Below are 22,803 nucleotides of genomic sequence, written 5' to 3'. Positions count from 1 at the left end.
CAGGAGCTAATCGAGCAGCCGTCGTGGCGGCGGCAGGCGCTTGAGCGTGGCGGCTTTGGCGCGCCCTGCCATGTGCCGCTTGGCCGGGCAGATGCCGGTTACGCCGCGAAATATGCCCAGGGCGCCGGCAGCGATATCGGTCAGGCCGATCACGCCGCGAATGGCCAGCCCCTTGCGGATCAACAGCACGCCGCCGGCGATGGAAATCACCCGTTCCATGGGCGCCAGGTCGACCGCAGGTTGTTTGCCAGGCTGTTCAGGCATGGGAACTCCGCTCAAGAGGCCTTTTTCAAGGCGCTGATCAATTGCGCCTTGCGCATGGTCGAACGGCCGCTGATCTGTCGGGCGCGGGCCAGGTGCAACAGCTCCTGTTTGCTGTGCTCTTCCAGAGGCCGATCCGGGTGCGCTTCGCCACGACGGCTCGCCGCTGCCTGGCGGGCGGAGTCCTTGCGGGCACCAGCCTTCTGTGCCTGGCTGGTCTGCCGCCCCGAGCCGCCGGCACGCTCGCCTCCTCCGGATTGCTTGTTGACGGTCGCCCAGGCCCGCGCGCGTGCTTGCTCCTCGGAGACGCCGCGTTCTTCGTAACTGGATTCGATGGCCGCGGCCTTGCGTTTCTGGGCCTCGGTGTACTTGTCTTTGCTTCCACGTGGCATATCAGCTCTCCCGCTCAACGATGCAGCATTGGATACCGTTGTGGCAGGCCTGAAATCGCCCGGTTCAAGGTGGTGGATGAGTGGTCGTCGGCAATTCGGCAGACGGGTTGAACTCTGCCGCAGGTGGTGCACTCATTGCTAAGTGCTTTCGCGGCAGGGTGCCGAAGGCTCTGGCTTGCGCTCACCGCCGCGCTGAACTTTCATGAGGAGATTGACGATGAAACGTGATTGGGAACTGATCCGTGAACTGCTGCTGCAAATCGAAGCGCTGGAAACTGGCCACCATTTCTACCCGCAGCAGGTCGCCGGGCATACCGCCGAATCGGTCAGCTACCATATTCATCTGATGTGCCAGGCCAATCTGATCGAGTGCTCCCAACACCATCCATGGAATGGCGCGCCGGTGTCCATTGCCAATGGTCTGACCCTGACCGGCCATGACCTCCTGGACGGTATCCGCGAGGATTCGCTGTGGGAAGCCAAGAAAGCCTATCTGCAGGCCCGTGCTGGCGGTATCACCTACGAAGGGCTGAAAAACGCTCCGACCGCCGACTCCATGTTGTACGCCGCTGGTCGCGGTGCCGATGAGGGCCTCAACGGTCACGTCTATAACTGAATTCAGGGAGTGAACCCGCAATGGCCGAGGAAGCAGTGAAAGCAACAGACACCGTCAATACTTTCAAACAACTGATCCTGGCCAAGCTCAGGTACTCGGTGGGCAAGGATCCAGGCAACGCCTTTGCCCACGACTGGTTCGAAGCGGTCGCCCTGGCGGCCCGTGACCATCTGATCGATCACTGGGAAGATGCTTCCCTGCAGGTCGACCGCCAAGAGCAGAAGCGTGTCTATTACCTCTCGCTGGAGTTCCTGATCGGCCGCCTGCTGGTCGACAACCTCAGCAACCTCGGGCTGCTGGATACCGCACGCGAGGCCCTCGCCCAGCTGGACGTCGATTTCGAACAGATCCGCAACCTGGAGCCGGACGCCGCCCTTGGCAACGGTGGCCTGGGCCGCCTGGCTGCCTGCTTCATGGAAAGCATGGCGACCCTGAACATCGCCGCCCACGGCTACGGCATTCGCTACGAACACGGTCTGTTCCGCCAGGTGGTGGTCGACGGCTGGCAGCAGGAGCACACCGAGACCTGGCTGGATTTCGGCAACCCCTGGGAATTCGAGCGCCCGGAGGTCAGTTACCGCGTCGGCTTCGGTGGCAGCGTGGTCAACCTAGCGGAGTCCGGCGAGGTATCGCGCTACGAGTGGCAGCCCAACGAACAGGTGCGCGCCATCGCCTATGACACGCCGGTGGTCGGCTGGCGTCATTCCAGCGTCAATACCCTGCGCCTGTGGCGCGCCCGCGCCGAGGAAGACCTGCAGCTGGAGCGCTTCAACGCCGGTGACCATTTCGGCGCCGTGGCCGACGTGGTCAAGGCCGAGAGCATCTCCCGGGTACTCTATCCGGCGGACAGCACCGAAGCCGGCCAGGAGCTGCGCCTGCGCCAGGAGTTCTTCTTCGTTTCCGCTTCGCTGCAGGATCTGATCGCCCGGCACCTGGAGTTGAACCTCGACATTCACTCGCTTCCCGACCGCGTCGCCATCCAGCTCAATGACACCCACCCGGCGATCGCCGTGGCCGAGCTGATGCGCCTGCTGGTCGACGTGTACCGCCTGGAATGGTTCGAGGCCTGGAAGCTGACCACGGCGACGCTGTCCTATACCAACCACACCCTGTTGCCCGAGGCGCTGGAGTCCTGGCCGGTGTCGTTGATGGAGCGCCTGCTGCCGCGGCACATGCAGATCATCTACCTGATCAACGCCTATCATATCGATTCGCTGCGGGCCAAGGAGATCCACGACTTCGACCTACTGCGTTCGGTTTCGCTGATCGACGAGGATCATGGCCGCCGCGTGCGCATGGGCAACCTGGCGTTCCTCGGCTCGCACAGCATCAACGGCGTCTCGGCGCTGCACACCAACCTGATGCGCAAGAGCGTGTTCAGCGACTTCCATCGCCTGTACCCGGAACGCATCAACAACAAGACCAACGGCGTGACCTTCCGCCGCTGGCTGTATCAGTCCAACCCGCAGCTGACCGAGCTGCTGGTCGGCGCACTTGGCGAAGGGGTGCTCGACACGCCGGAAACCACCCTGCGCTCGCTGGAACCCTTCGCTGCCAAATCCTCGTTCCGCAAGCAGTTCGCGTCGCAGCGCCAGCACGCCAAGCGTGCCCTGGCAGAGTTGGTGCGCGAGCGCATGGGCATCAGCCTGGACACCCAGGCGATCTTCGACGTGCAGGTCAAGCGCATCCACGAGTACAAGCGCCAACTGCTCAACCTGCTGCACACCGTGGCGCTGTACCAGGCGATGCGCAACGACCCGGCCACCGACTGGGCGCCGCGGGTGAAGATCTTCGCCGGCAAGGCTGCGGCCAGCTATCACCAGGCCAAGCTGATCATCAAGCTGGCCAACGACATCAGCCGCACCGTGAATGCCGACCCGACCCTGCGCGGGCTGCTCAAGGTGGTGTTCATCCCCAACTACAACGTCAGTCTGGCCGAGGTGATCATCCCCGCCGCCGATCTCTCCGAGCAGATTTCCACGGCGGGGCTGGAGGCGTCCGGCACCAGCAACATGAAGTTCGCCCTCAACGGCGCACTGACCATCGGCACCCTGGACGGCGCCAACGTGGAGATGTCCGAGCAGATCGGCCGCGAGAACATGTTCATCTTCGGCATGACCGCACAGCAGGTGGCGGCGCGCTCGCGCCGTGACCTGAACATGAACGCCGAAGTGGCGTCCTCCGAACGGCTGGCCGGCGCGCTGGAAGCGATTCGCTCCGGGGTGTTCTCGCCGGACGATCCTGGCCGCTATGTCGGTCTCATCGATGGCTTGCTGGCCCATGACCGCTTCCTGGTATGTGCCGACTTCCAGGCTTACTGGGATGCCCAGCGCAAGGTCGACATGCTGTGGCGCACGCCGGATCGCTGGTGGCAGGCGGCGGTGCTCAACACCGCGCGTACCGGCTGGTTCTCCTCGGATCGCACCATTCGCGAATACGCCAAGGAAATCTGGAACGTGGCCGGCATCGACGGTTGACCGATGGGGGAGTGACAGAAGCCCGGCATGCCTCGCGTATGCCGGGCTTTTTTACATGGCCTCGCCAGGCGTGCATGCCCGTCCGTCCCGTTGCCGGGCGCCGCTTCGCTAAATAACCCGAACATCCCCACCCGCATGGCCTCACATTCCTGAGGCGTCCACACGTCCAAACCGCGCCTGCCTGAGCGCGGAGGGCGCTGTTGCCCCCGATCAGCCGATCTGGCGGGCGATACCACTGCGAGGAGATGACTGATGGAATCCAGAGACAAAGGCCGCACCAGCGAATTGGCGGGAACCGACACCGTGGATCGCGGCAACAGCAACAAGAAGCTCGAGCAACTGGAGCGCTTTCGCGAAGATGCCACCGGCCAGGCGCTGACCACCGACCACGGCACCCGTATCGCCGACAACCAGAACAGCCTGCGCGCTGGCGAGCGCGGCCCGTCGCTGCTCGAAGACTTCCTGCTGCGCGAGAAACTCACCCACTTCGACCACGAGCGCATCCCGGAGCGCGTGGTGCATGCCCGCGGTGCGGCGGCCCATGGCTACTTCCAGGTCTATGAAGACCTGAGTGAGCTGACCAAGGCAGACTTTCTCACCGACCCGAGCAAGCAGACTCCGGTGTTCGTGCGCTTCTCCACCGTGCAGGGCCCGCGCGGCTCGGCCGATACGGTGCGGGATGTGCGTGGCTTTGCCACCAAGTTCTATACCGACGAAGGCAACTTCGACCTGATCGGCAACAACATGCCGGTGTTCTTCATCCAGGACGCCATCAAGTTTCCCGACTTCGTGCATGCGGTAAAGCCCGAGCCCCACAACGAGATTCCCACCGGCGCCTCGGCCCATGACACCTTCTGGGATTTCGTTTCCCTGACTCCCGAGTCGGCGCACATGGTGCTCTGGACCATGTCCGACCGTGCTATTCCGGTGGGCTTTCGTGGCATGCAGGGTTTTGGCGTGCACACCTATCGGCTGGTCAACGCCGAAGGCCGCGCGCACTTCGTCAAGTTCCACTGGCGGCCGGTGGCCGGGGTCTTCTCGCTGGTCTGGGACGAGGCGCAGAAGCTTGCCGGCAAGGACCCGGACTTCCATCGCCGCACCCTGTGGGACGACATCGAGAACGGTGACCCGCTGGAGTGGGAACTGGGCCTGCAGGTGATCCCCGAGGAAGACGAGCACAAATTCGACTTCGACCTGCTCGACGCCACCAAGCTGGTGCCCGAGGAGCAGGTGCCGGTGCGCGTTGTCGGCAAGTTGGTGCTCAACCGCAACCCGGACAACTTCTTCGCCGAGACCGAGCAGGTGGCCTTTCAGATGGCCAACATCGTACCCGGCATCGACTTCACCAATGACCCGCTGCTGCAGGGCCGGCTGTTCTCCTACACCGACACCCAGCTGCTGCGTCTCGGTGGCCCGAACTTCAACGAGATCCCGATCAACCGCCCGGTGTGTCCGTTCCACAACAACAACCGCGACTCCTTCCATCGCCAGACCATCAACAAGGGTCGTGCCTCCTACGAGCCGAACTCCATCGATGGCGGCTGGCCGAAGGAAACCCCGGAAGCGCCGAAGGGCGGCGGTTACGTCAGCTATCCCGAAGAAGTATCGGGGCCTAAGATCCGCAAGCGCGCCGAGTCGTTCGGCGATCACTTCTCCCAGGCCCGGCTGTTCTTCAACAGCATGAGCGCGGCCGAGAAGGCGCATATCGTCGCCGCCTACAGCTTCGAGCTGGGCAAGGTCGAGCGCATGCATATCCGCAAGCGCCAGGTGCACGAGATTCTCGCCAACATCGATCTGGAACTGGCCCGGCAGGTGGCGGCCAACATCGGCGTGGATGTGCCGAACGGGCCGACCGTGCAGGTGCCGGAGATTTCCCTGAAGGAATCGCCGGCGTTGAGCCAGATGAACCTGCTGCCGGGCAACATCAAGTCGCGCAAGGTGGCGATCCTGATCGGCGAGGGCGTCAAGCAGGCTGATATCGATGCGCTTACCGCCGAGTTGGACAAGCAGGGCGCGCATTTCAAACTGCTGGCACCAAGTGCGGCGCCGGTGAACAGCGATGCCGGTAAGCAGCTGGTGCCCAACGACTCGATGCAGGGCCTGCCGTCGGTGGCCTTCGATGCCGTATGGGTACCCGGTGGCGCAAGCTTCGCCAAAGCCCTGGAGGGCGATGGCGTGGCGCTGCATTACCTGCTAGAGGCCTACAAGCACCTCAAGGCCATCGCCCTGTGCGGTGAGTCCGCTGACCTGCTGCAGTTGCTGCGCCTCCAGAAGGATGACGGCCTGCTCACCGGGCAGACCGGTAGCGCCCTGGTTCAGCCGTTCACCACAGCAATCGCCAAGCACCGCGTGTGGGCGCGCGAGCCGCTGACCAAGGCGATTCCAGCCTGACGTGAAAAAGCCCCTGCACTGGAGGTGCAGGGGCTTTCAATCGATTAAAGAATTGAGTATCAGAACCTTTTTCACGATCTTTCGGCTGGGTTTCAGCGACCTGTCTGCAAAAGGCGGAAGAGGGCGGTGAGCTGAGCTTCTGTGGGAGAGGCTTTAGCCTCGATTTTGCCTGGCTAGGCGTAAAGAGCTCGCGGCTAAAGCCCCTCCCATGAGTCGCCGGCCGTTCGCTCCTGCCTTGTAACAGCTCATCATGTCGCCAAAAAATCGAGGACCATGTTCCTAGCTGGTCAGCATATGCGCATGTTGTTGGCAGGTGCGCTGGGCACGGGCCCGCAGTTTGGCGCGACGTGGTGCATGCTGACGGCGCCAGGCCGGATCACGCGGGGCGGCGGGCAAGGGTGGAAACTCCTCGGCCAGCTGGGCCTCGAGCTGGTAGCGATTGAGCAGGCGCAGCATGCCCCAGAGCATGGCCGCCGAAACCAGCAGCCAACCGGATATCATCAACAGGATATAGCTTTCAGGACTCATGGTGCCTCCTCGGCCTGCGGGCGAGAGTCGACGTGCAAACGTTGTTTGACGCTCGTCCCCACCAGGCATTGGTCTATCACGCTGCAGGCATAATGTTGCAGGGTGATGATTGCAGTAGGCTCGGTAGCGGGCGCGTCGATCAGCGTCCAGGCCACCGGTGATTTGTGCAGGCTGTGTTGCAAATGCTCGAGCTTGTCGGCGGGCGCCGCCGGTTCCTCATCCAGCCAGTGGTGATCGCCGATCAGCAGCAAACGCTCCACCCCGGCCGTGGGCAGGCCTTCGAGCAGCGCGATGATGGCGTCATTGGCGCGTTCGAATCCGTCGGCGCGCAACTGACGGCTGCCAAGCACCACCAGCACCGCATCCATACCGGCTACGCTGCGCGCCACGCTGTCGGCCTGGAACGGCGTGCCGCTCTTGGCCGCCAGCCCCGGGCGGGCGGCGATGTCGGTAGGGTCGTCGACGATCACCACTACCTGCAGGCCGCGCTCCAGCAACGTTTCCTGCAGGGCATCGGCTATGCGGTCCGGCGCACCGTAGAGGGCAATCTTTTCGATGGGGCGTAGCTCGCTCATGATTTCACTCAGGTCTGCCGTTGTTGCCCGGGTTCCTGCTCGCTCGAGTCGCCCAGCGGCTGCACATCGATATCGGTGATTTCGCTGGGCAGCTCGCTGCTGTGCAGCGATTCGACGTGGTAGCGGGCCTGCTCGGGCGTCAGCACCGAGGCCGCGGCCTGCACCTCGGTGGCTTTCTTCTGTTTGCCAAGCCGGTAGCTGACGAGGAAGTAGTGATTTCTGGCCATCCGAACCTCTAATCGTCGGGCGCTCTGGGCGCGTGGCGGCATGCTTGCCTGTCATCACAGCAGACTGGCCGGCGTTGCGCCTCGTTCAGGTTTTTCGCCCAGCGGTCAGCCACAAAAAAAGCCAAACCTCTGCCTGTCTACGGGGTCGATTACAGCAGCGCGGCGGGAGCGCTGCGCTTACTTCCTGATCGAGCAGGCTGGAGCAATCGACTTGAGTTTCTGGGACGCAGTATTGGCCACGCTGGCCAACGAATTTTCCGATCTGAGCAGCCCCGAGCAATTCACCCAGGTCACCCTTCGCCTTTTGCTGGCAGCGCTGCTGGGCGGCCTCCTGGGGCTCGAGCGCGAGACCAGCGGCAAGGCAGCCGGGGTGCGCACCCATATGCTGGTGGCGATCGGCTCGGCGATGTTCGTGCTGGTGCCGGCGCAGATGGGCGCCGAGCACGATGCCATGAGCCGGGTCATTCAAGGTCTGGTTGCCGGCATCGGGTTTCTCTGCGCCGGCACCATCATCAAGGGCGACTCGATGACCGAGGTGAAGGGCCTGACCACTGCGGCCGGTATCTGGCTGACCGCCGCAATCGGCATCACCATCGGCATGGGCCGTGAGGCCACGGCGGTATTGGCCACGCTGATGGCGCTGTTCATTTTCAATACCGTGCCGCATCTGATCGCCTGGCTGGAAAAGCGCGCGCGCTGAAGACGGGAACGTCCGCGGCCCGCTTGCGTTCCTATGCAGTACCTCGTGAGAACTGGAGCCTGGTATGTTCCGAAATTTCAAGCAATGCATCGCCTGGACGGACGCCATGAAGGACGGCCAGCACTACGTTGGCCTGATCGAGTACCAGCCCAAGTATGCCGGCGCGGCCGTGCAGCTGCTTTGGGTTCCAGCCCTGGGCTCGGTGTGCGAGAGCGAGGCAGAAACCGCCGCCGACAACCTGCTGCGACAGATTCGTGACATCACCATCGACGGCGACGTGATCTACCGCGACGGCGTCGCCCTCTAGGCCGTCCCTCGCTGCCGGCGCGATCCGGCGCCGCTGCTGCCGGGCCCTCCGGCGGATCATTGAAACTTTTGTTTTCGCCGTCCGGTCACCCGTACAGATGCTTATCACGGGAGACGGCGGTATGGCGCGTGCAATCTGGAAAGGGGCGATCAGTTTCGGGCTGGTTCATATTCCCGTATCACTGGTCTCGGCGACCGAGTCCAAGGGCATCGACTTCGACTGGCTCGACTCGCGCAGCATGGAACCGGTGGGTTACAAGCGCGTCAACAAGGCCACCGGCAAGGAAGTCGACAAGGAACACATCGCCAAGGGCGTGCAGGTGGAGAAGGGCCGCTACGTGATCATCAGCGAGGACGAAATCCGCGCCGCCCACCCGGAATCTACCCAGACCATCGACATCTTCGGCTTCATCGACGCCAAGGCCATTCCCCTGCAGAACATCGAGCGCCCTTACTACCTGGCCCCAGACAAGCGCGGCGAGAAGGTCTATGCGCTGCTGCAGCAGACCCTCAAGGACTCCGGCAAGGTGGCGCTCGCCAACGTGGTGCTGCACGTCAAGCAGCACCTGGCGGCGGTGATGGTCGATGGCGACGCGCTGTTGCTGGTGATGCTGCGCTGGCCCGATGAGGTACGCGGGCTCGATACCCTGGAACTGAGCACCGCGGTGACCGGCGCCAAGCTCAGCAAGGGCGAGCGCGACATGGCCAAGCGCCTGGTGCGCGATATGGCCGTCGAGTGGGAACCGGACGAATACCAGGACACCTTCCGCGACAAGATCATGAAGCTGGTCGAGAAAAAGGCCAAGGCCGGCAAGATCGAGGATGTGGAAAGCGGCGAGCGCAAGCCGCCGAGCAAGAGCGCCGACGTCATCGACCTTACCGATCTGCTCAAGCGCAGCCTGGAAGGCAATTCCAGCAAGCCGGCGCGCAAACGCTCGTCCAAGTGAGGTGAGCGGCCATGGCCAAGGCAACCAGCGATTACAACCGCAAGCGCAATTTCGAATCCACCAGCGAGCCCCGTGAGACCGGCCGGCGCAGCCGCGCCAAGGCCGGGGCGCTGCGTTTCGTGGTGCAGAAGCACGATGCACGGCACCTGCACTACGATTTTCGCCTGGAGCTGGAGGGTACTCTGAAAAGCTGGGCAGTGCCCAAGGGGCCGAGCCTGGATCCCAGCCAGAAACGCCTCGCCGTGCACGTCGAGGACCACCCGCTGGCCTATGCCAGTTTCGAGGGCAGCATCGCCGAGGGCAACTACGGTGCAGGCGACGTGATCGTCTGGGACCACGGCATCTGGCAGCCCGAGGGTGACCCTGTGGCGGCCTACGAGGCAGGTAAGCTCAAGTTCAGCCTGGTCGGCGAAAAGCTCAGCGGCGCCTGGACACTGGTGCGCACGCGCCTGAAGGGCAGTGGCGACAAGCAGCAATGGTTGCTGATCAAGGAGCAGGACGACGTGGCCAGGCCGGCCGACGAGTACGACATCGTCAGCGAACTGCCAGCCAGCGTGATCAGCGGTGAACTGGTCGGCGGCATGGCAAAGCCGGCTGCCAACCAGGCGAGCAAGGCCAAGCCGCGCGGCAAGACGCCAGCCAAGGCGGCCAAGGCCGCGACAAAGGCCAAGGCCGGCAAAACCGCCCGATCGGTCATGCCGGATACCCTGTCGCCGCAGCTGGCGACCCTGGTCGAGGCGCCGCCGGCCGGCGACTGGATCTACGAGATCAAGTACGACGGCTACCGCATCATGGCGCGTATCGAAGCGCGCGAGGTTACGCTGTTCAGCCGCAACGGCCATGACTGGACGGCGCGCATGGTGCCCCAGGCCAAGGCCCTGGCCAAGCTGGGGCTCGGCGACAGCTGGCTGGATGGCGAGGCGGTGGTGCTCGATGAGCAGGGCATGCCCGATTTCCAGGCCCTGCAGAACGCCTTCGACGAGGCGCGCAGTGGCGACATCCTGTATTTCCTGTTCGACGCACCCTGGCTCGACGGTGTCGACCAGCGTGAATTGCCGGTCGAGCAGCGCCGCGCCGCGTTGCTCGATAGGTTGCCCAAGCGGCGCGGGCCGCTGCGTTTCTCCGAGGCCTTCGAGGTCGATCATCAGAGCGTGCTGGGCAGTGCCTGCGCGTTGGGCCTGGAAGGGGTGATCGGCAAGCGTGCCGGCAGCCCTTATCGCTCCTCGCGCAGCGCTGACTGGATCAAGCTCAAGTGCCGGCAACGCCAGGAGTTCGTGGTGGTCGGTTTTACCAAGCCCCAGGGCAGCCGCTCGGGTTTCGGCGCGCTGCTGCTGGCAGTCAACGAAGACAAGGGCCTGCGCTATGCGGGGCGGGTCGGCACCGGTTTCAACGAGGCGCTGCTCGGCAGCCTGCACAAGCGCATGAAGGCCCTGGCCCGTGATGATTCGCCGCTGCACAAGCAGCCCAGCGCGGCGCAGCGCCGTGGCGTGCAGTGGATCGAGCCGCAGCTGGTGGTCGAAGTGGCATTCGCCGGCTGGACCGGGGAAGGTCTGGTGCGTCAGGGCGCTTTCGTCGGCGAGCGCAGCGACAAGCCGGCCGAGCAGATCGTCGAGGAGCAGGCTGCGCCGGCGCAGGCCGTGGAAGAACACGCCGCGCGCGACAAGCCCTCCGCCAAGGCATCCGGCCGCAAGGGGCGTGAGCAGATTGGCGAGGTGTCGGTCAGCCATCCCGAGCGGGTCGTCGACGAGCAGAGCGGCACGACCAAGGCGCAGCTGGCGCGCTTCTATGCCGAGATCGCCGAGTGGTTGCTGCCCGAGGTGCGCAATCGGCCGGTTTCGCTGCTGCGGGCCCCAAGCGGCGTCGGCGGCGAGCAATTCTTCCAGAAGCATGCCGAGCGCCTGGACATTCCCAACATCCGCCATCTGGATGCCGCCCTGGATCCCGGCCACGATCGGCTGATGACCATCGACAGCGTGCCGGCCCTGGTCGGCGCCGTGCAGATGGGCACCCTCGAATTGCACACCTGGAACGCCGCCTACGCCAGCATCGAAAAGCCTGATCGGCTGATCCTCGATCTCGACCCGGATCCGGCATTGCCCTGGCGTGCGGTGCTCGAAGCCACGCGCCTGAGCCTGGCGGTGCTCGATGAACTGGGCCTGGAGGCTTTTCTGAAAACCAGCGGTGGCAGTGGCATGCACCTGGTGGTGCCGCTGGCCCGGCACATCGACTGGGACACTCTGAAAGCCTTTGGCAAGGCATTCTCGCAATTCATGGCCAGCGAGCTGCCGGATCGCTTCAGTGCCCGCATGGGGCCGAAGAACCGCATCGGCAAGGTCTATGTGGATTACCTGCGCAACGGGCGCGGCGCCAGTACCGTCGCCGCCTATTCGGTGCGTGCGCGGCCTGGTTTGCCGGTGTCGGTACCGATCGGGCGCGAGGAGCTGGCGCAGTTGCGCGACTCCAAGCAGTGGCATATCGGCAACCTGCAGCAACGCCTGGCTGCACTGTCGGACGATCCCTGGGCCGGCTATGCCAACCGTCAACGCATCAGCCAGGCGATGTGGAAAAAGCTCGGCGCCGAGGCGCCATGAGCAGGCGCGCCGGGGCAGGCATGCCTGCGCTCGGAAACTCTGAACTTTGCCGAACGCGCCAGGTTCGGAGATAGACAGGTCGCGGCGCCCGCAGCCCCTGTCACACCGCACTCCGAAGCCGGTCGGTGCGGTGGCGTAGGGCATGGGTGTCGCGGCGAATCCGCATTCAGGTACGCCTGTCGCGTACGGTCCCAGGGCATCTGCCTTGGGGCGAACAGCTTATACGCCTGTCAGGCGTGAGGAGCCCGTTTCGATGCCATCTGCTTATCTGCAAGAGCCCGATCGTTTGAACCATGGCGAATTGTCTTTGGAAAGGGCGCTGGAGTTACCGCGCCTGGCCATCGAAGAGGTCGAGCCGCAGGTCGAGCAGGGGCGCTTCGCCGCCAAGGCGATTGCCGGCGATCGAGTGACGGTCAGTGCGCTGATCTTTGCCGATGGCCACGACAAACTGGCCGGCGAAGTGCTGTGGCGCGATCTGGGCGCTGGCGACTGGCACCGCCAGCCGCTGGAGGAGCTGGGCCATGATCGCTGGCAGGCCGAGATCACGCCGCAGCGCGTTGGCGAGGTGGAATTTCTGATCGAAGCCTGGTGGGACATCTACGCCAGCTATTGCTACGAGCTCTCGAAGAAGTTCGCTGCCGGGGTGACCATCAACCTGGAACTGCAGGAAGGTCAGGCCTTGCTGCGCGAAGCCGCCGAACGCGCCGAAGGGGATCTGGCCGTTGCGCTGCAGGCCTTGTGTGACGAGCTGCCGGAGCTGCAGAGCCTCGACGAGCGTGTCGCACTGTTGCTGGCCCCCGAGACCGTGGCGCTGGTGCGTCGTGCCGAGGGCCACCCGCATCGCACGCGCAGTGCCACCTACCTGCTCGATGTGGAGCGGCCGCTGGCGCGCTTTGCCAGTTGGTACGAGCTGTTCCCGCGCTCGGAAACCGAAGACCCGGCGCGTCATGGTACCTTCCGGGACGTGATCAAGCGCCTGCCGGCCATCCAGGCCATGGGCTTCGACGTGCTGTATTTCCCGCCGATCCATCCCATCGGTACCACGCACCGCAAGGGCCGCAACAATTCGCTGACAGCAGGGCCGGATGATCCTGGCAGCCCCTATGCCATCGGCAGCCCCGAGGGCGGCCATGAGGCCATTCACCCGCAGCTTGGCACTCGCGAGGATTTCGTGGCGCTGGTCGAAGCGGCCCGTGAGCACGACCTGGAGATCGCCCTGGATTTCGCCATCCAGTGCTCGCCCGATCACCCCTGGCTGCAACAGCATCCCGGCTGGTTCAGCTGGCGCCCGGATGGCACCATCCGCCATGCGGAAAACCCGCCGAAGAAGTACGAAGACATCGTCAACGTCGACTTCTACGCCAAGGACGCGGTGCCCGATCTGTGGCTGGCGCTGCGTGACGTGGTGCGCGGCTGGGTCGACCTGGGGGTCTACCAGTTCCGGGTCGACAACCCGCACACCAAGCCGCTGCCGTTCTGGGAATGGCTGATCGCCGACATCCGCAAGAGCCACCCGCAGGTGATGTTCCTCGCCGAGGCCTTTACCCGCCCGGCGATGATGGCGCGCCTGGGCAAGCTGGGCTTTACCCAGAGCTACACCTATTTCACCTGGCGCAATACCAAGGCCGAACTGGAAAGTTACCTCACCGAGCTCAACGAAGCGCCGTGGCGCGATTGCTACCGGCCGAACTTCTTCGTCAACACCCCGGACATCAATCCCCATTTCCTGCATCACAGCGGCCGTGCCGGTTTTCTGATCCGCGCAGCCCTGGCGACCATGGGGTCCGGGCTGTGGGGCATGTATTCGGGCTTCGAGATCTGCGAGTCCCTGCCGGTGCCAGGCAAGGAGGAATACCTGGATTCGGAGAAGTACGAGATCCGCGTTCGCGACTATCAGGCGCCGGGCAACATCGTCGCCGAGATCGCCCAGCTCAACCGCATCCGCCGCCAGAACCCGGCGCTGCAGACGCACCTCGGCTTCAAGGCCTACACCTGCTGGAACGACAACATCCTGTATTTCGGCAAGCGCACCGCCGATCGCGAGAATTTCATCCTGGTGGCGGTCAGCCTCGACCCGCACAACGCCCAGGAGGCGCACTTCGAATTGCCGCTGTGGGAGCTGGGCGTCGATGACCACGCCACCACCCATGGCGAAGACCTGATGACCGGCCACACCTGGCAGTGGTACGGCAAGACCCAGTGGATGCGCATCGAGCCGTGGCATCAGCCATTCGGCATCTGGCGCATCCGCGTGGCGAGCTGAGGAACCGGTCGATGGCACGCAAAGCCCGGCGCGGCACCTTCCTCAACGACCCGCAGTGGTACAAGGACGCGATCATCTATCAGGTGCACGTGAAGTCGTTCTTCGACGCCAACAACGATGGCATCGGCGACTTTGCGGGACTGATCGACAAGCTCGATTACATCGCCGACCTGGGCGTCAATACCCTGTGGCTGCTGCCGTTCTACCCATCCCCGCGCCGCGACGATGGCTATGACATTTCCGAGTACCGCGGCGTGCACCCGGACTACGGCACCATGGCCGACGCCAAGCGCTTTATCGCCGAGGCGCACGCACGCGGCCTGCGGGTGATCACCGAGCTGGTCATCAACCATACCTCGGACCAGCACCCCTGGTTCAAGCGGGCGCGGGCGGCCAAACGCGGCAGCAAGGCGCGCGACTATTACGTGTGGTCCGATGATGACCAGAAGTACGACGGCACGCGGATCATCTTTCTGGATACCGAGAAGTCCAACTGGAGCTGGGACGCCGAGGCCGGCCAGTACTACTGGCACCGTTTCTATTCGCACCAGCCGGATCTGAATTTCGACAACCCCCAGGTGCTCAAGGAAGTGCTCGGCGTGATGCGCTTCTGGCTGGACATGGGCGTCGACGGCCTGCGCCTGGACGCCATTCCGTATCTGATCGAACGCGACGGCACCAACAACGAGAACCTGCCCGAAACCCACGGGGTGCTGAAGAAGATTCGCGCCGAACTGGACGCCAAGTATCCCGACCGCATGCTGCTCGCCGAGGCCAACCAGTGGCCGGAAGACACCCAGCTGTATTTTGGCGGTGACGCCAGCGGCCAGGGCGACGAATGCCACATGGCCTTTCACTTCCCGCTGATGCCACGCATGTACATGGCCATCGCCCAGGAAGACCGCTTTCCGATCACCGACATCCTGCGCCAGACCCCGGAGATCCCGGACAATTGCCAATGGGCGATCTTTCTGCGCAACCATGATGAGCTGACCCTGGAAATGGTCACCGATCACGAGCGCGACTACCTGTGGAATTACTACGCTTCCGACCGCCGGGCGCGTATCAACCTGGGTATTCGCCGGCGCCTGGCGCCACTGGTCGAGCGCGATCGCCGGCGCATCGAGTTGCTCAACAGTCTGCTGCTGTCGATGCCGGGCACCCCGACCCTGTATTACGGCGACGAAATCGGCATGGGCGACAACATCTTTCTCGGTGACCGCGATGGTGTGCGCACGCCGATGCAATGGTCACCCGACCGCAACGGTGGTTTCTCCCGTGCCGACCCGGCCGGCCTGGTGCTGCCGCCGGTGATGGACCCGCTGTACGGCTACCAGAGCGTCAACGTCGAAACCCAGTCGCGCGACCCCCATTCGTTGCTCAACTGGACGCGGCGCATGCTGAGCATCCGCAAGCAGCACCGCGCCTTCGGCCGTGGTGCGCTGAAAATGCTCAAGCCCAGCAACCGCCGCGTGCTGGCCTACCTGCGTGAGGGCAGCGATGCCCAGGGCAACCCGGAGCTGATCCTCTGCGTCGCCAACCTGTCCCGTGCGGCCCAGGCCGTGGAACTTGAACTGTCCGCCCACGACGGCAAGGTGCCGGTGGAGATGATCGGCGGCTCGTCGTTCCCGCCCATCGGCCAGCTCAATTACCTGCTGACCCTGCCGCCTTATGGCTTTTACTGGTTTCTGCTCGCCGAGGAGGCGCAAATGCCCAGCTGGCACGTACCACCGGTCGACCGCATGCCGGAGCTGACCACCCTGGTGATCAAGAACGAACTCGGCGAGCTGCTGCAGCTGCCGGCCCGCGCGACCCTGGAACAGGAGTCGTTGCCCGCTTACCTGCCCAAGCGTCGCTGGTTCTCCGGGGGCGAGAATCCCGGCAAGGTCAAGCTGCTCTACGCCATTCCCTTCGGCACCGCCGAGGAGCCCTATGTGCTCAGCGAGGTGCAGGTCGATCGCGCGTCGGGAGCCAGCGAGCACTATCAGGTGCCACTGGGTTTCGTCGGCGAGCACGAGGCGGGCAGCAGCGTACCGCAGCAACTCGCCCTGGCCCGGCTGCGCCGCGGCCGTCAGGTGGGGCTGCTGACCGATGGCTTCACCCTGCCGGGCTTCGTGCGCCATGTGATGCGCCAGTTGAACGAGCGCAGCGTAGTGGGCTGGCAGGGCAGCGAAATCCAGTTCGTACCCACGGCGCGCCTGCAGGAGCTGGGCGACCTGAGCAATGCCGAGATCAAGCTGATCTCCGCGGAGCAGTCCAACAGCTCGGCGATCATCAACGAGCAGGCGGTACTCAAGCTGGTGCGCCGGGTGCTGCCGGGCATTCACCCGGAGGCGGAAATCGGCGGTTACCTGACCGCCGCCGGCTTCGAGCACATCGCGCCGCTGCTTGGCGAAGTGCGCCGGGTGGACGAGCAGGGCGTGCCCCATACGCTGATGATCCTGCAGGGCTACCTGAACAATCAGGGTGATGCCTGGCAGTGGACGCAGAACAACCTGGAGCGCGCCATCCGCGACCAGCTGGCCGGCGGGCACTCCGAGCAGGAGAACCAGTACACCGCCATGGCGGAGCTGGAAACCTTCGCCGGGCTACTGGGCAAGCGTCTGGGCGAGATGCACGTGGCGCTCGGCCAGGCCAGCGACAACCCGGATTTCGGCTATCACGAAACGGCCGAGGCCGAGGTGGCCGAGTGGGCGCAGAACATCGCTGCCCAGGTGCGCGAAGCACTCAAGGTGGTGGCCGAAGGGCGCGGGCACCTGCCCGGCGAGGCGGCCAACCAGGCGGATTGGCTGGCGGCGCGCCATGACCAGATACTCGAGCTGGTTGCTGACCTGGCTCGACGCTCGGCAGGGGGTATCCGCATGCGTGTGCATGGCGATCTGCACCTGGGTCAGGTGCTGGTGGTGCAAGGCGATGCCTACCTGATCGACTTCGAGGGCGAGCCCACCCGCACGCTGGAAGAGCGCCGGATGTTCTACAGCCCGCTCAAGGATGTCGCCGGCATGCTGCGCTCCTTCGATTATGCGGCCGCCATGGCCATGCGCAGCGCGCAGAGCGCCGATGTCACCGCCGAGGCCGAACAGGCCCGCCAGCATATCGCCGGGCTGTATCGCAGCCAGGCGAGAACGGCATTCAACGAAGCCTACCGGCTGGCGGCAGCGGACCTGCCCCATGCCTGGCACGACCGCGAAGGTGAAGTGGCAGCCCTGGCGCTGTTCTGCATCGAAAAGGCGGCCTACGAAATTCTTTATGAAGCGCGCTATCGTCCCGATTGGCTGGAAGTTCCGGTGCAAGGGTTGATAGAGCTGACCAAATATCTGTTGGGGAGCGGTAAAAGATGAGCACTGCAGAAACCGAGCGCCAGGTGGCGGGACTGGAACGCGCCGCCGTCGAGGCCTTGATCAGAGGCGAGCATGGCGACCCGTTCTCGATTCTGGGCCCCCATGCATTCGCCCACGGGCTTACCATTCGCGCCTATCTGCCAGGGGCACTGAGTGTCGAGCTGATTCACGCGGTGAGCGGCGAGGTGCTCGGCACCCTGGAGCAGTCCAGCGTGCCTGGGCTGTTCAGTATCCGCATCGAGCAGCAGGTGCCGTATCGGTATCGCATCCAGTGGGGAACGGGCGTACAGGAAACCGAGGACCCCTATGCCTTCGGCCAGCTGCTCGGCGAGATGGATCTGTACCTGTTCGCCGAGGGCAACCATCGCGAATTGGGCAAGAGCCTGGGGGCCCAGTTCACCACTCACGAAGGCGTACAGGGCGTACGTTTCTCGGTATGGGCACCCAACGCCCGGCGGGTGTCGGTGGTCGGCAACTTCAATGGCTGGGACGGCCGTCGCCACCCGATGCGCCTGCGCCAGCCCAGCGGCGTGTGGGAGCTGTTCATTCCGCGCCTGACCCCGGGTGAGGTCTACAAGTACGAAATTCTTGGCCGTGACGGCCTGCTGCCGCTCAAGGCCGACCCCATGGCCCTGGCTACCGAATTGCCGCCGGCCACCGGCTCGGTGGTATCCGCGCCGCTGCAGTTCGAGTGGCACGACCAGCAGTGGCTCGAGCAGCGCCAGGCGCAGCAGGGCTATCAGGCTCCGATGTCGATCTACGAGCTGCACGCCGGTTCCTGGCGTCGCGAGGGTGGTGAAGAAGGGCGTCTGCTGAGCTGGAAGGAACTCAGTGAACAGCTGATTCCCTACGTGCAGCAGCTGGGTTTCACCCATATCGAGCTGATGCCGATTATGGAGCATCCGTTCGGCGGCTCCTGGGGCTACCAGCTGCTGTCGCAGTTCGCGCCCACGGCGCGCCATGGCAGCCCGGCGGATTTCGCCGCCTTCGTCGACGCCTGTCACCAGGCCGGTATCGGCGTGATCCTCGACTGGGTGCCGGCGCATTTTCCTACCGACGCCCACGGCCTTGGTCAGTTCGATGGCACCGCCCTGTACGAGTACGCGCACCCGTTCGAAGGCTTCCACCAGGATTGGGACACCTACATCTACAACCTGGGGCGCACCGAGGTACACGGCTTCATGCTGGCTTCGGCGCTGCACTGGCTGCGCGCGTACCATATCGACGGCCTGCGCGTGGATGCGGTGGCGTCGATGCTCTACCGGGACTATTCGCGCAAGGACGGCGAGTGGATTCCCAACCGTTTCGGCGGCCGCGAGAACCTGGAAAGCATCGACTTCCTGCGCCACCTCAACGATGTAGTCGCTCAGGAAGTACCTGGCGCCCTGGTGATCGCCGAGGAATCGACCGCCTGGCCTGGCGTCAGCCGACCCACCCAGGAAGGCGGTCTGGGGTTCGCCTACAAGTGGAACATGGGCTGGATGCACGACAGCCTCAAGTACGTGGCCGAAGACCCGCTGCACCGCCGGCATCATCACCACCAGCTGACCTTTGGCCTGCTGTACGCCTTCTCCGAGCATTTCGTGTTGCCGATCTCCCATGACGAGGTGGTGCACGGCAAGCGCTCGCTGCTCGACAAGATGCCCGGTGATCGCTGGCAGAAGTTTGCCAACCTGCGCCTGTACCTGAGCTTCATGTGGAGTCATCCGGGCAAGAAGCTGCTGTTCATGGGCTGCGAATTCGGCCAGTGGCGCGAGTGGAACCACGACCACGAACTGGACTGGTACCTGCTGCGCTACGGCGAGCACAAGGGCGTGCAGCAGCTGGTCAGCGACCTCAATGGCCTGTACCGCCACGAGCCGGCCTTGTACCAGCTCGACGGCAGCGCTGAGGGCTTCGCCTGGCTGATCGGTGACGATGCCGCCAACAGCGTGTTCGCTTGGCTGCGCCATGACCAGAGTGGCGCGCCCGTGCTGGTGGTGCACAACTTCACCCCGGAGCCGCGCAACGGCTATCGCATCGGCGTGCCGAGAGAGGGCGCCTGGCACGTGCTGCTCAACAGCGACGCGGAGCGCTACGCCGGCTCCAATGCCGGCAGCCAGGGCGGTCTGGTCAGCGAGGCGGTGGCCAGCCACGGTCAGCCACAGTCACTCAGCCTGGATCTGCCGCCCCTCGGCACCCTGGTGATCAAGCCGCAGTGAGGCGAGAAGGGGGCGCCGATACCGTCGGCGCGCCCCTTCAGCATTGCAACGTCCCTGTTGATCTCGCCCATCGGGCACTTTCACCCACCTCCCTGTGCGTCATCTACGCCGCGGCGTGCGGGCCCCATGTCAGGCGGCTGCCGCCTGGCAGGCCCCATTGCCAGTTACTGCGCGACCCTGAATCCGAGCGTTGCCTGCCATTGGTGGCGCAGCCAAGCGGCCGGGTGGTGGAAATAATCGCGGACGGCTCCGCGCCCCTGTTGTCAGAGGCTCGAGCCCGTCCAACCCGAGGAGCCCCTGGTGAGGTCTTTCTTCCCGCATTCATCCGCTGCGCTGCTGGTTCTGCTGCTGGTCGGCTGCGCCAGCCAGCCACAGGAGCCAGCGCCGAAGCCGGCCGAGGTGCGCGCCCAGATAGTGCGCCTGATGCCGATCAACACGCCCGACCGCGAAGGCTGGGCCGCCGATATCTACGCGGCGTTCGCTGCCCAGCAAATCCCGCCGACCACCGAGAACCTCTGCGCGGTACTGGCGGTGACCGAACAGGAGTCGACCTTCAACGCCGACCCGCCAGTTCCGGGACTGGCCAAGATCGCCCGGGCGGAAATCGATAGGCGCGCCGCCAGCCTGCACATTCCGCGGCTGCTGGTGAATGCCGCGTTGCGCATCGAGTCACCGACCGGCAAGAGCTACCAGCAACGCCTGGACAGCGTGCGCACGGAAAAGCAGCTGAGTGCCATCTTCGATGACTTCACCGGCATGGTGCCCCTCGGCCGTCAGCTGTTCGGCACCCTCAACCCGGTGCGTACCGGCGGGCCGATGCAGGTCAGCATCGCCTTCGCCCAGGCCAATGCCGAGGGCTATCCCTATCCGCCGGATGGCTCGATTCGCCGCGAAGTGTTCAGCCGCCGTGGCGGCATGTATTTCGGCATCGCCCACCTGCTGGGCTACCCGGCCAATTACCCGAAACCACTGTACCGCTTCGCCGATTTCAATGCCGGCTGGTACGCTAGCCGCAACGCCGCTTTCCAGAACGCCGTCACCAGCGCCTCGGGCATTCCCCTGGCCCTCGATGGCGACCTGATCATTCACGGCAGCAGCAAGGCGGGCGCCACGGAGCTTGCCGTGCGCTCGCTGGGCAAGCGCCTGGACATGAGCGAGCGGGCGATTCGCCGGGATCTGGAGCAGGGCGATAGCCTGGACTTCGAGAACAGCCGCCTCTATGAACGGGTGTTCGCCCTGGCCGATGAGGCCGAGGGCAGGGCGGCGCCGCGCGAGCTGCTGCCGGGCATCGTGCTGAAAAGCCCGAAGATCACCCGCCGCCTGACCACCGCCTGGTTCGCCGAGCGCGTGGATACGCGTCACCAGCGCTGCATGGCGCGGGCCAGATGAACGGTTGCTCAAAACTTCCAGAATAGGCGCCGCAGGTCGGTTAGCATGACCCGTCCACACACCGCGGCGCTGGAGCAGGCATGAGCGCGCAGAGTTGGGTCGACCTGGCCCATGATGCAGACACCGGTATCGAGACCATCCGCGCGCATTTTCGCGGCCACGCCTACGATCCGCACTGGCACGACGCCTATCTGGTCGGCTTCACCGAGCAGGGCGTGCAGCAGTTCAATTGCCGCAAGCAGTTGAACAGCAGCCTGGCGGGCCAGGTGTTTCTGCTCGAACCTGGCGAGCTGCACGACGGCCATGCGCCGGAGCCGGAAGGCTTCACCTATTCGATGCTGTACCTGGATTGCCAGTGGTTGGAACGCGAGCTGCGCAGCCTGTTCGAGCAGGCGCCGGCCGACTGCCTGCCGGGCTTTGGCGCCACCCTGGCCAATGACCCGCGGCTGCTGGCCTCGGTGGTCGAGGCGTTTGCCGCCCTGCATCGCCAGGAGCTGCGCATGGTCAGGCAGTCGGCCCTGGACGGGCTGCTGGCGCGGCTCACCGAGCGCCTGCACTGGCGTCGCCGCCTCGCTGTCGACCCGCGGCTGCCGCTGGTAGCGCAGCGGGCGCGAGATTTCCTGCACGATCAGCACACCCGCGATATCGGCCTGGACGACCTGGCCGCCGCCTGCGGGGTCGATCGCTTTCGCCTCAGTCGCGCCTTCAAGGCCGCCTTCGGCCTGGCGCCCCACGCCTACCTGGTGCAGCTGCGCCTGGCCCGGGCTCGGCACCTGCTGGCCCGCGGCGAGCCGCCGGTGCAGGTGGCGGCGATTCTCGGCTTCGCCGACCAGAGTCACCTGGGGCGCTGGTTCCGCCGTGCCTACGGCATCACCCCGGCGAACTACCAGCGCCGCTGCTCAAAGCTTCCAGACTGCTGAGGCGCCGGCACCGATGATCAGGGCTCGGTTTGTTCAGGAGCCCGTCATGACTCAGTTGTTGCCCTTTATGCTGTTCGCTTTCGTCGCCTCCATCACCCCGGGGCCTACCAATGTGCTGGTGCTGGGCAGCAGTGCCCGTCATGGCGTGGCGGCGACCTTGCCGCTGGTGATCGGCGCCTGTGTAGGCGCGGCGGCCATCGTGGTGGCGGTCGGCCTTGGCCTGGGCGAGTTGCTGCAACAGCACCCACGCCTGCAATGGGCGATGGCCTGGTTCGGCGTGTTGTGGCTGAGCTATCTGGCCTGGCGGATCTTCAGCAGCCCGGCGGCGGCGCTGGATGGCTCGGCGGTGGCGGCGGACGAGAAGCGCCTCGGCCTGTTCGCCGGTGCGGCGCTGCAGCTGGTCAACCCCAAGACCTGGATGATGGCCCTGGCGGTGGTCAGCGTATTCGCCACGCCGGGGCCTGGGCAGGGGCTGCGGGTGGCGTTGCTGGCGGCGATCTTCCTGGCCATCTCGCTGCCGTGCCTGGGCTGCTGGGCGCTGCTGGGGCGCGGCGCGGCACGCCTGTTCACCTCTGCACGGGCGATGACCCGTTTCAACCAGACCATGGCAGTGCTGCTGCTGGCGTCGGCCTGGCTCGGCGCACCGCTTCAAGGTGCATGACCGCCAGGGCTGGAGCG

General features: G+C 64.8%; 18 protein-coding genes. 13 read left to right on the top strand and 5 right to left on the bottom strand.

Features of this window, described 5'->3' with window-relative positions; translation table 11 throughout:
• Window positions 1–6 precede the first annotated feature (6 nt).
• Together BM154_RS01495 and BM154_RS01490 are read right to left on the bottom strand one after the other, a co-directional pair.
• Complete coding sequence (locus BM154_RS01495; RefSeq protein ID WP_074880087.1) at window positions 7–264, bottom strand: DUF2892 domain-containing protein; 258 nt, start codon at window positions 262–264, stop codon at window positions 7–9.
• Between the two features lie 11 nt (window positions 265–275).
• Window positions 276–653 (bottom strand): Rho termination factor N-terminal domain-containing protein, encoded by a 378-nt coding sequence (locus BM154_RS01490; protein ID WP_074880083.1) that lies wholly within the window; start codon window positions 651–653, stop codon window positions 276–278.
• 217 nt (window positions 654–870) lie between these two features.
• On the opposite strand from BM154_RS01490, the gene BM154_RS01485 reads away from it, so the two are divergent.
• The 3 genes from BM154_RS01485 to katE all read left to right on the top strand — a co-directional run bounded on the left by BM154_RS01485 (window position 871) and on the right by katE (window position 6,137).
• The gene (locus tag BM154_RS01485) at window positions 871–1,269 is read left to right on the top strand and encodes a DUF2513 domain-containing protein (RefSeq protein WP_074880080.1); all 399 of its coding nucleotides are present in this window, start codon (window positions 871–873) and stop codon (window positions 1,267–1,269) included.
• Window positions 1,270–1,289: 20 nt separating this feature from the next.
• A complete protein-coding gene (locus BM154_RS01480; RefSeq protein WP_074880077.1) occupies window positions 1,290–3,746 on the top strand; it encodes a glycogen/starch/alpha-glucan phosphorylase in 2,457 nt (818 codons plus the stop codon).
• Window positions 3,747–3,998: 252 nt separating this feature from the next.
• The gene (gene katE, locus BM154_RS01475) at window positions 3,999–6,137 is read left to right on the top strand and encodes a catalase HPII (RefSeq protein WP_074880074.1); all 2,139 of its coding nucleotides are present in this window, start codon (window positions 3,999–4,001) and stop codon (window positions 6,135–6,137) included.
• A gap of 279 nt (window positions 6,138–6,416) precedes the next feature.
• Here katE and BM154_RS01470 read toward each other — a convergent pair whose 3' ends face one another.
• The 3 genes from BM154_RS01470 to BM154_RS24090 are packed head-to-tail and all read right to left on the bottom strand — an operon-like array spanning window position 6,417 to window position 7,467.
• On the bottom strand, window positions 6,417–6,665 hold the full coding sequence (locus tag BM154_RS01470) for a hypothetical protein (RefSeq protein ID WP_074880072.1): 249 nt from the start codon (window positions 6,663–6,665) through the stop codon (window positions 6,417–6,419).
• A complete protein-coding gene (locus tag BM154_RS01465; protein ID WP_074880069.1) occupies window positions 6,662–7,240 on the bottom strand; it encodes an NAD(P)H-binding protein in 579 nt (192 codons plus the stop codon). The genes BM154_RS01470 and BM154_RS01465 overlap by 4 nt, the downstream gene beginning before the upstream one ends.
• Before the next feature lie 8 nt (window positions 7,241–7,248).
• The gene (locus BM154_RS24090; RefSeq protein ID WP_074880066.1) at window positions 7,249–7,467 is read right to left on the bottom strand and encodes a hypothetical protein; all 219 of its coding nucleotides are present in this window, start codon (window positions 7,465–7,467) and stop codon (window positions 7,249–7,251) included.
• A gap of 211 nt (window positions 7,468–7,678) precedes the next feature.
• Between BM154_RS24090 and BM154_RS01455 the strand changes: the two genes are divergently transcribed.
• The 10 genes from BM154_RS01455 to BM154_RS01410 all read left to right on the top strand — a co-directional run bounded on the left by BM154_RS01455 (window position 7,679) and on the right by BM154_RS01410 (window position 22,786).
• The gene (locus BM154_RS01455) at window positions 7,679–8,167 is read left to right on the top strand and encodes an MgtC/SapB family protein (protein WP_111464740.1); all 489 of its coding nucleotides are present in this window, start codon (window positions 7,679–7,681) and stop codon (window positions 8,165–8,167) included.
• Between the two features lie 64 nt (window positions 8,168–8,231).
• The gene (locus tag BM154_RS01450; protein WP_074880063.1) at window positions 8,232–8,474 is read left to right on the top strand and encodes a hypothetical protein; all 243 of its coding nucleotides are present in this window, start codon (window positions 8,232–8,234) and stop codon (window positions 8,472–8,474) included.
• Window positions 8,475–8,595: 121 nt separating this feature from the next.
• Window positions 8,596–9,420 (top strand): non-homologous end joining protein Ku, encoded by an 825-nt coding sequence (gene ku / locus BM154_RS01445; RefSeq protein WP_074880061.1) that lies wholly within the window; start codon window positions 8,596–8,598, stop codon window positions 9,418–9,420.
• Between the two features lie 11 nt (window positions 9,421–9,431).
• Window positions 9,432–12,011, top strand: coding sequence for a DNA ligase D (gene ligD, locus BM154_RS01440; RefSeq protein ID WP_074880058.1), 2,580 nt, complete (start codon window positions 9,432–9,434; stop codon window positions 12,009–12,011).
• A 253-nt stretch (window positions 12,012–12,264) separates the two neighbouring features.
• Complete coding sequence (locus tag BM154_RS01435) at window positions 12,265–14,274, top strand: alpha-1,4-glucan--maltose-1-phosphate maltosyltransferase (protein ID WP_074880055.1); 2,010 nt, start codon at window positions 12,265–12,267, stop codon at window positions 14,272–14,274.
• A gap of 11 nt (window positions 14,275–14,285) precedes the next feature.
• The gene (gene treS / locus BM154_RS01430) at window positions 14,286–17,615 is read left to right on the top strand and encodes a maltose alpha-D-glucosyltransferase (protein WP_074880052.1); all 3,330 of its coding nucleotides are present in this window, start codon (window positions 14,286–14,288) and stop codon (window positions 17,613–17,615) included.
• Window positions 17,612–19,816: a 1,4-alpha-glucan branching protein GlgB gene (gene glgB / locus BM154_RS01425; RefSeq protein ID WP_074880050.1), complete on the top strand. Its 2,205-nt coding sequence runs from the start codon at window positions 17,612–17,614 to the stop codon at window positions 19,814–19,816. Before treS ends, glgB begins: the two co-directional genes overlap by 4 nt.
• Before the next feature lie 300 nt (window positions 19,817–20,116).
• Window positions 20,117–21,205 (top strand): DUF1615 domain-containing protein, encoded by a 1,089-nt coding sequence (locus tag BM154_RS01420; protein WP_074880047.1) that lies wholly within the window; start codon window positions 20,117–20,119, stop codon window positions 21,203–21,205.
• 80 nt (window positions 21,206–21,285) lie between these two features.
• The gene (locus BM154_RS01415) at window positions 21,286–22,125 is read left to right on the top strand and encodes an AraC family transcriptional regulator (RefSeq protein WP_074880044.1); all 840 of its coding nucleotides are present in this window, start codon (window positions 21,286–21,288) and stop codon (window positions 22,123–22,125) included.
• Window positions 22,126–22,171: 46 nt separating this feature from the next.
• On the top strand, window positions 22,172–22,786 hold the full coding sequence (locus BM154_RS01410; protein WP_074880041.1) for a LysE family translocator: 615 nt from the start codon (window positions 22,172–22,174) through the stop codon (window positions 22,784–22,786).
• Window positions 22,787–22,803 lie beyond the last annotated feature (17 nt).

The organism is Phytopseudomonas argentinensis, from assembly GCF_900113905.1.
GTDB lineage: Bacteria > Pseudomonadota > Gammaproteobacteria > Pseudomonadales > Pseudomonadaceae > Aquipseudomonas > Aquipseudomonas argentinensis.
The sequence above is the reverse complement of the archived record's forward strand: the minus strand, read 5'-3'. Positions and strand labels throughout refer to the sequence as shown.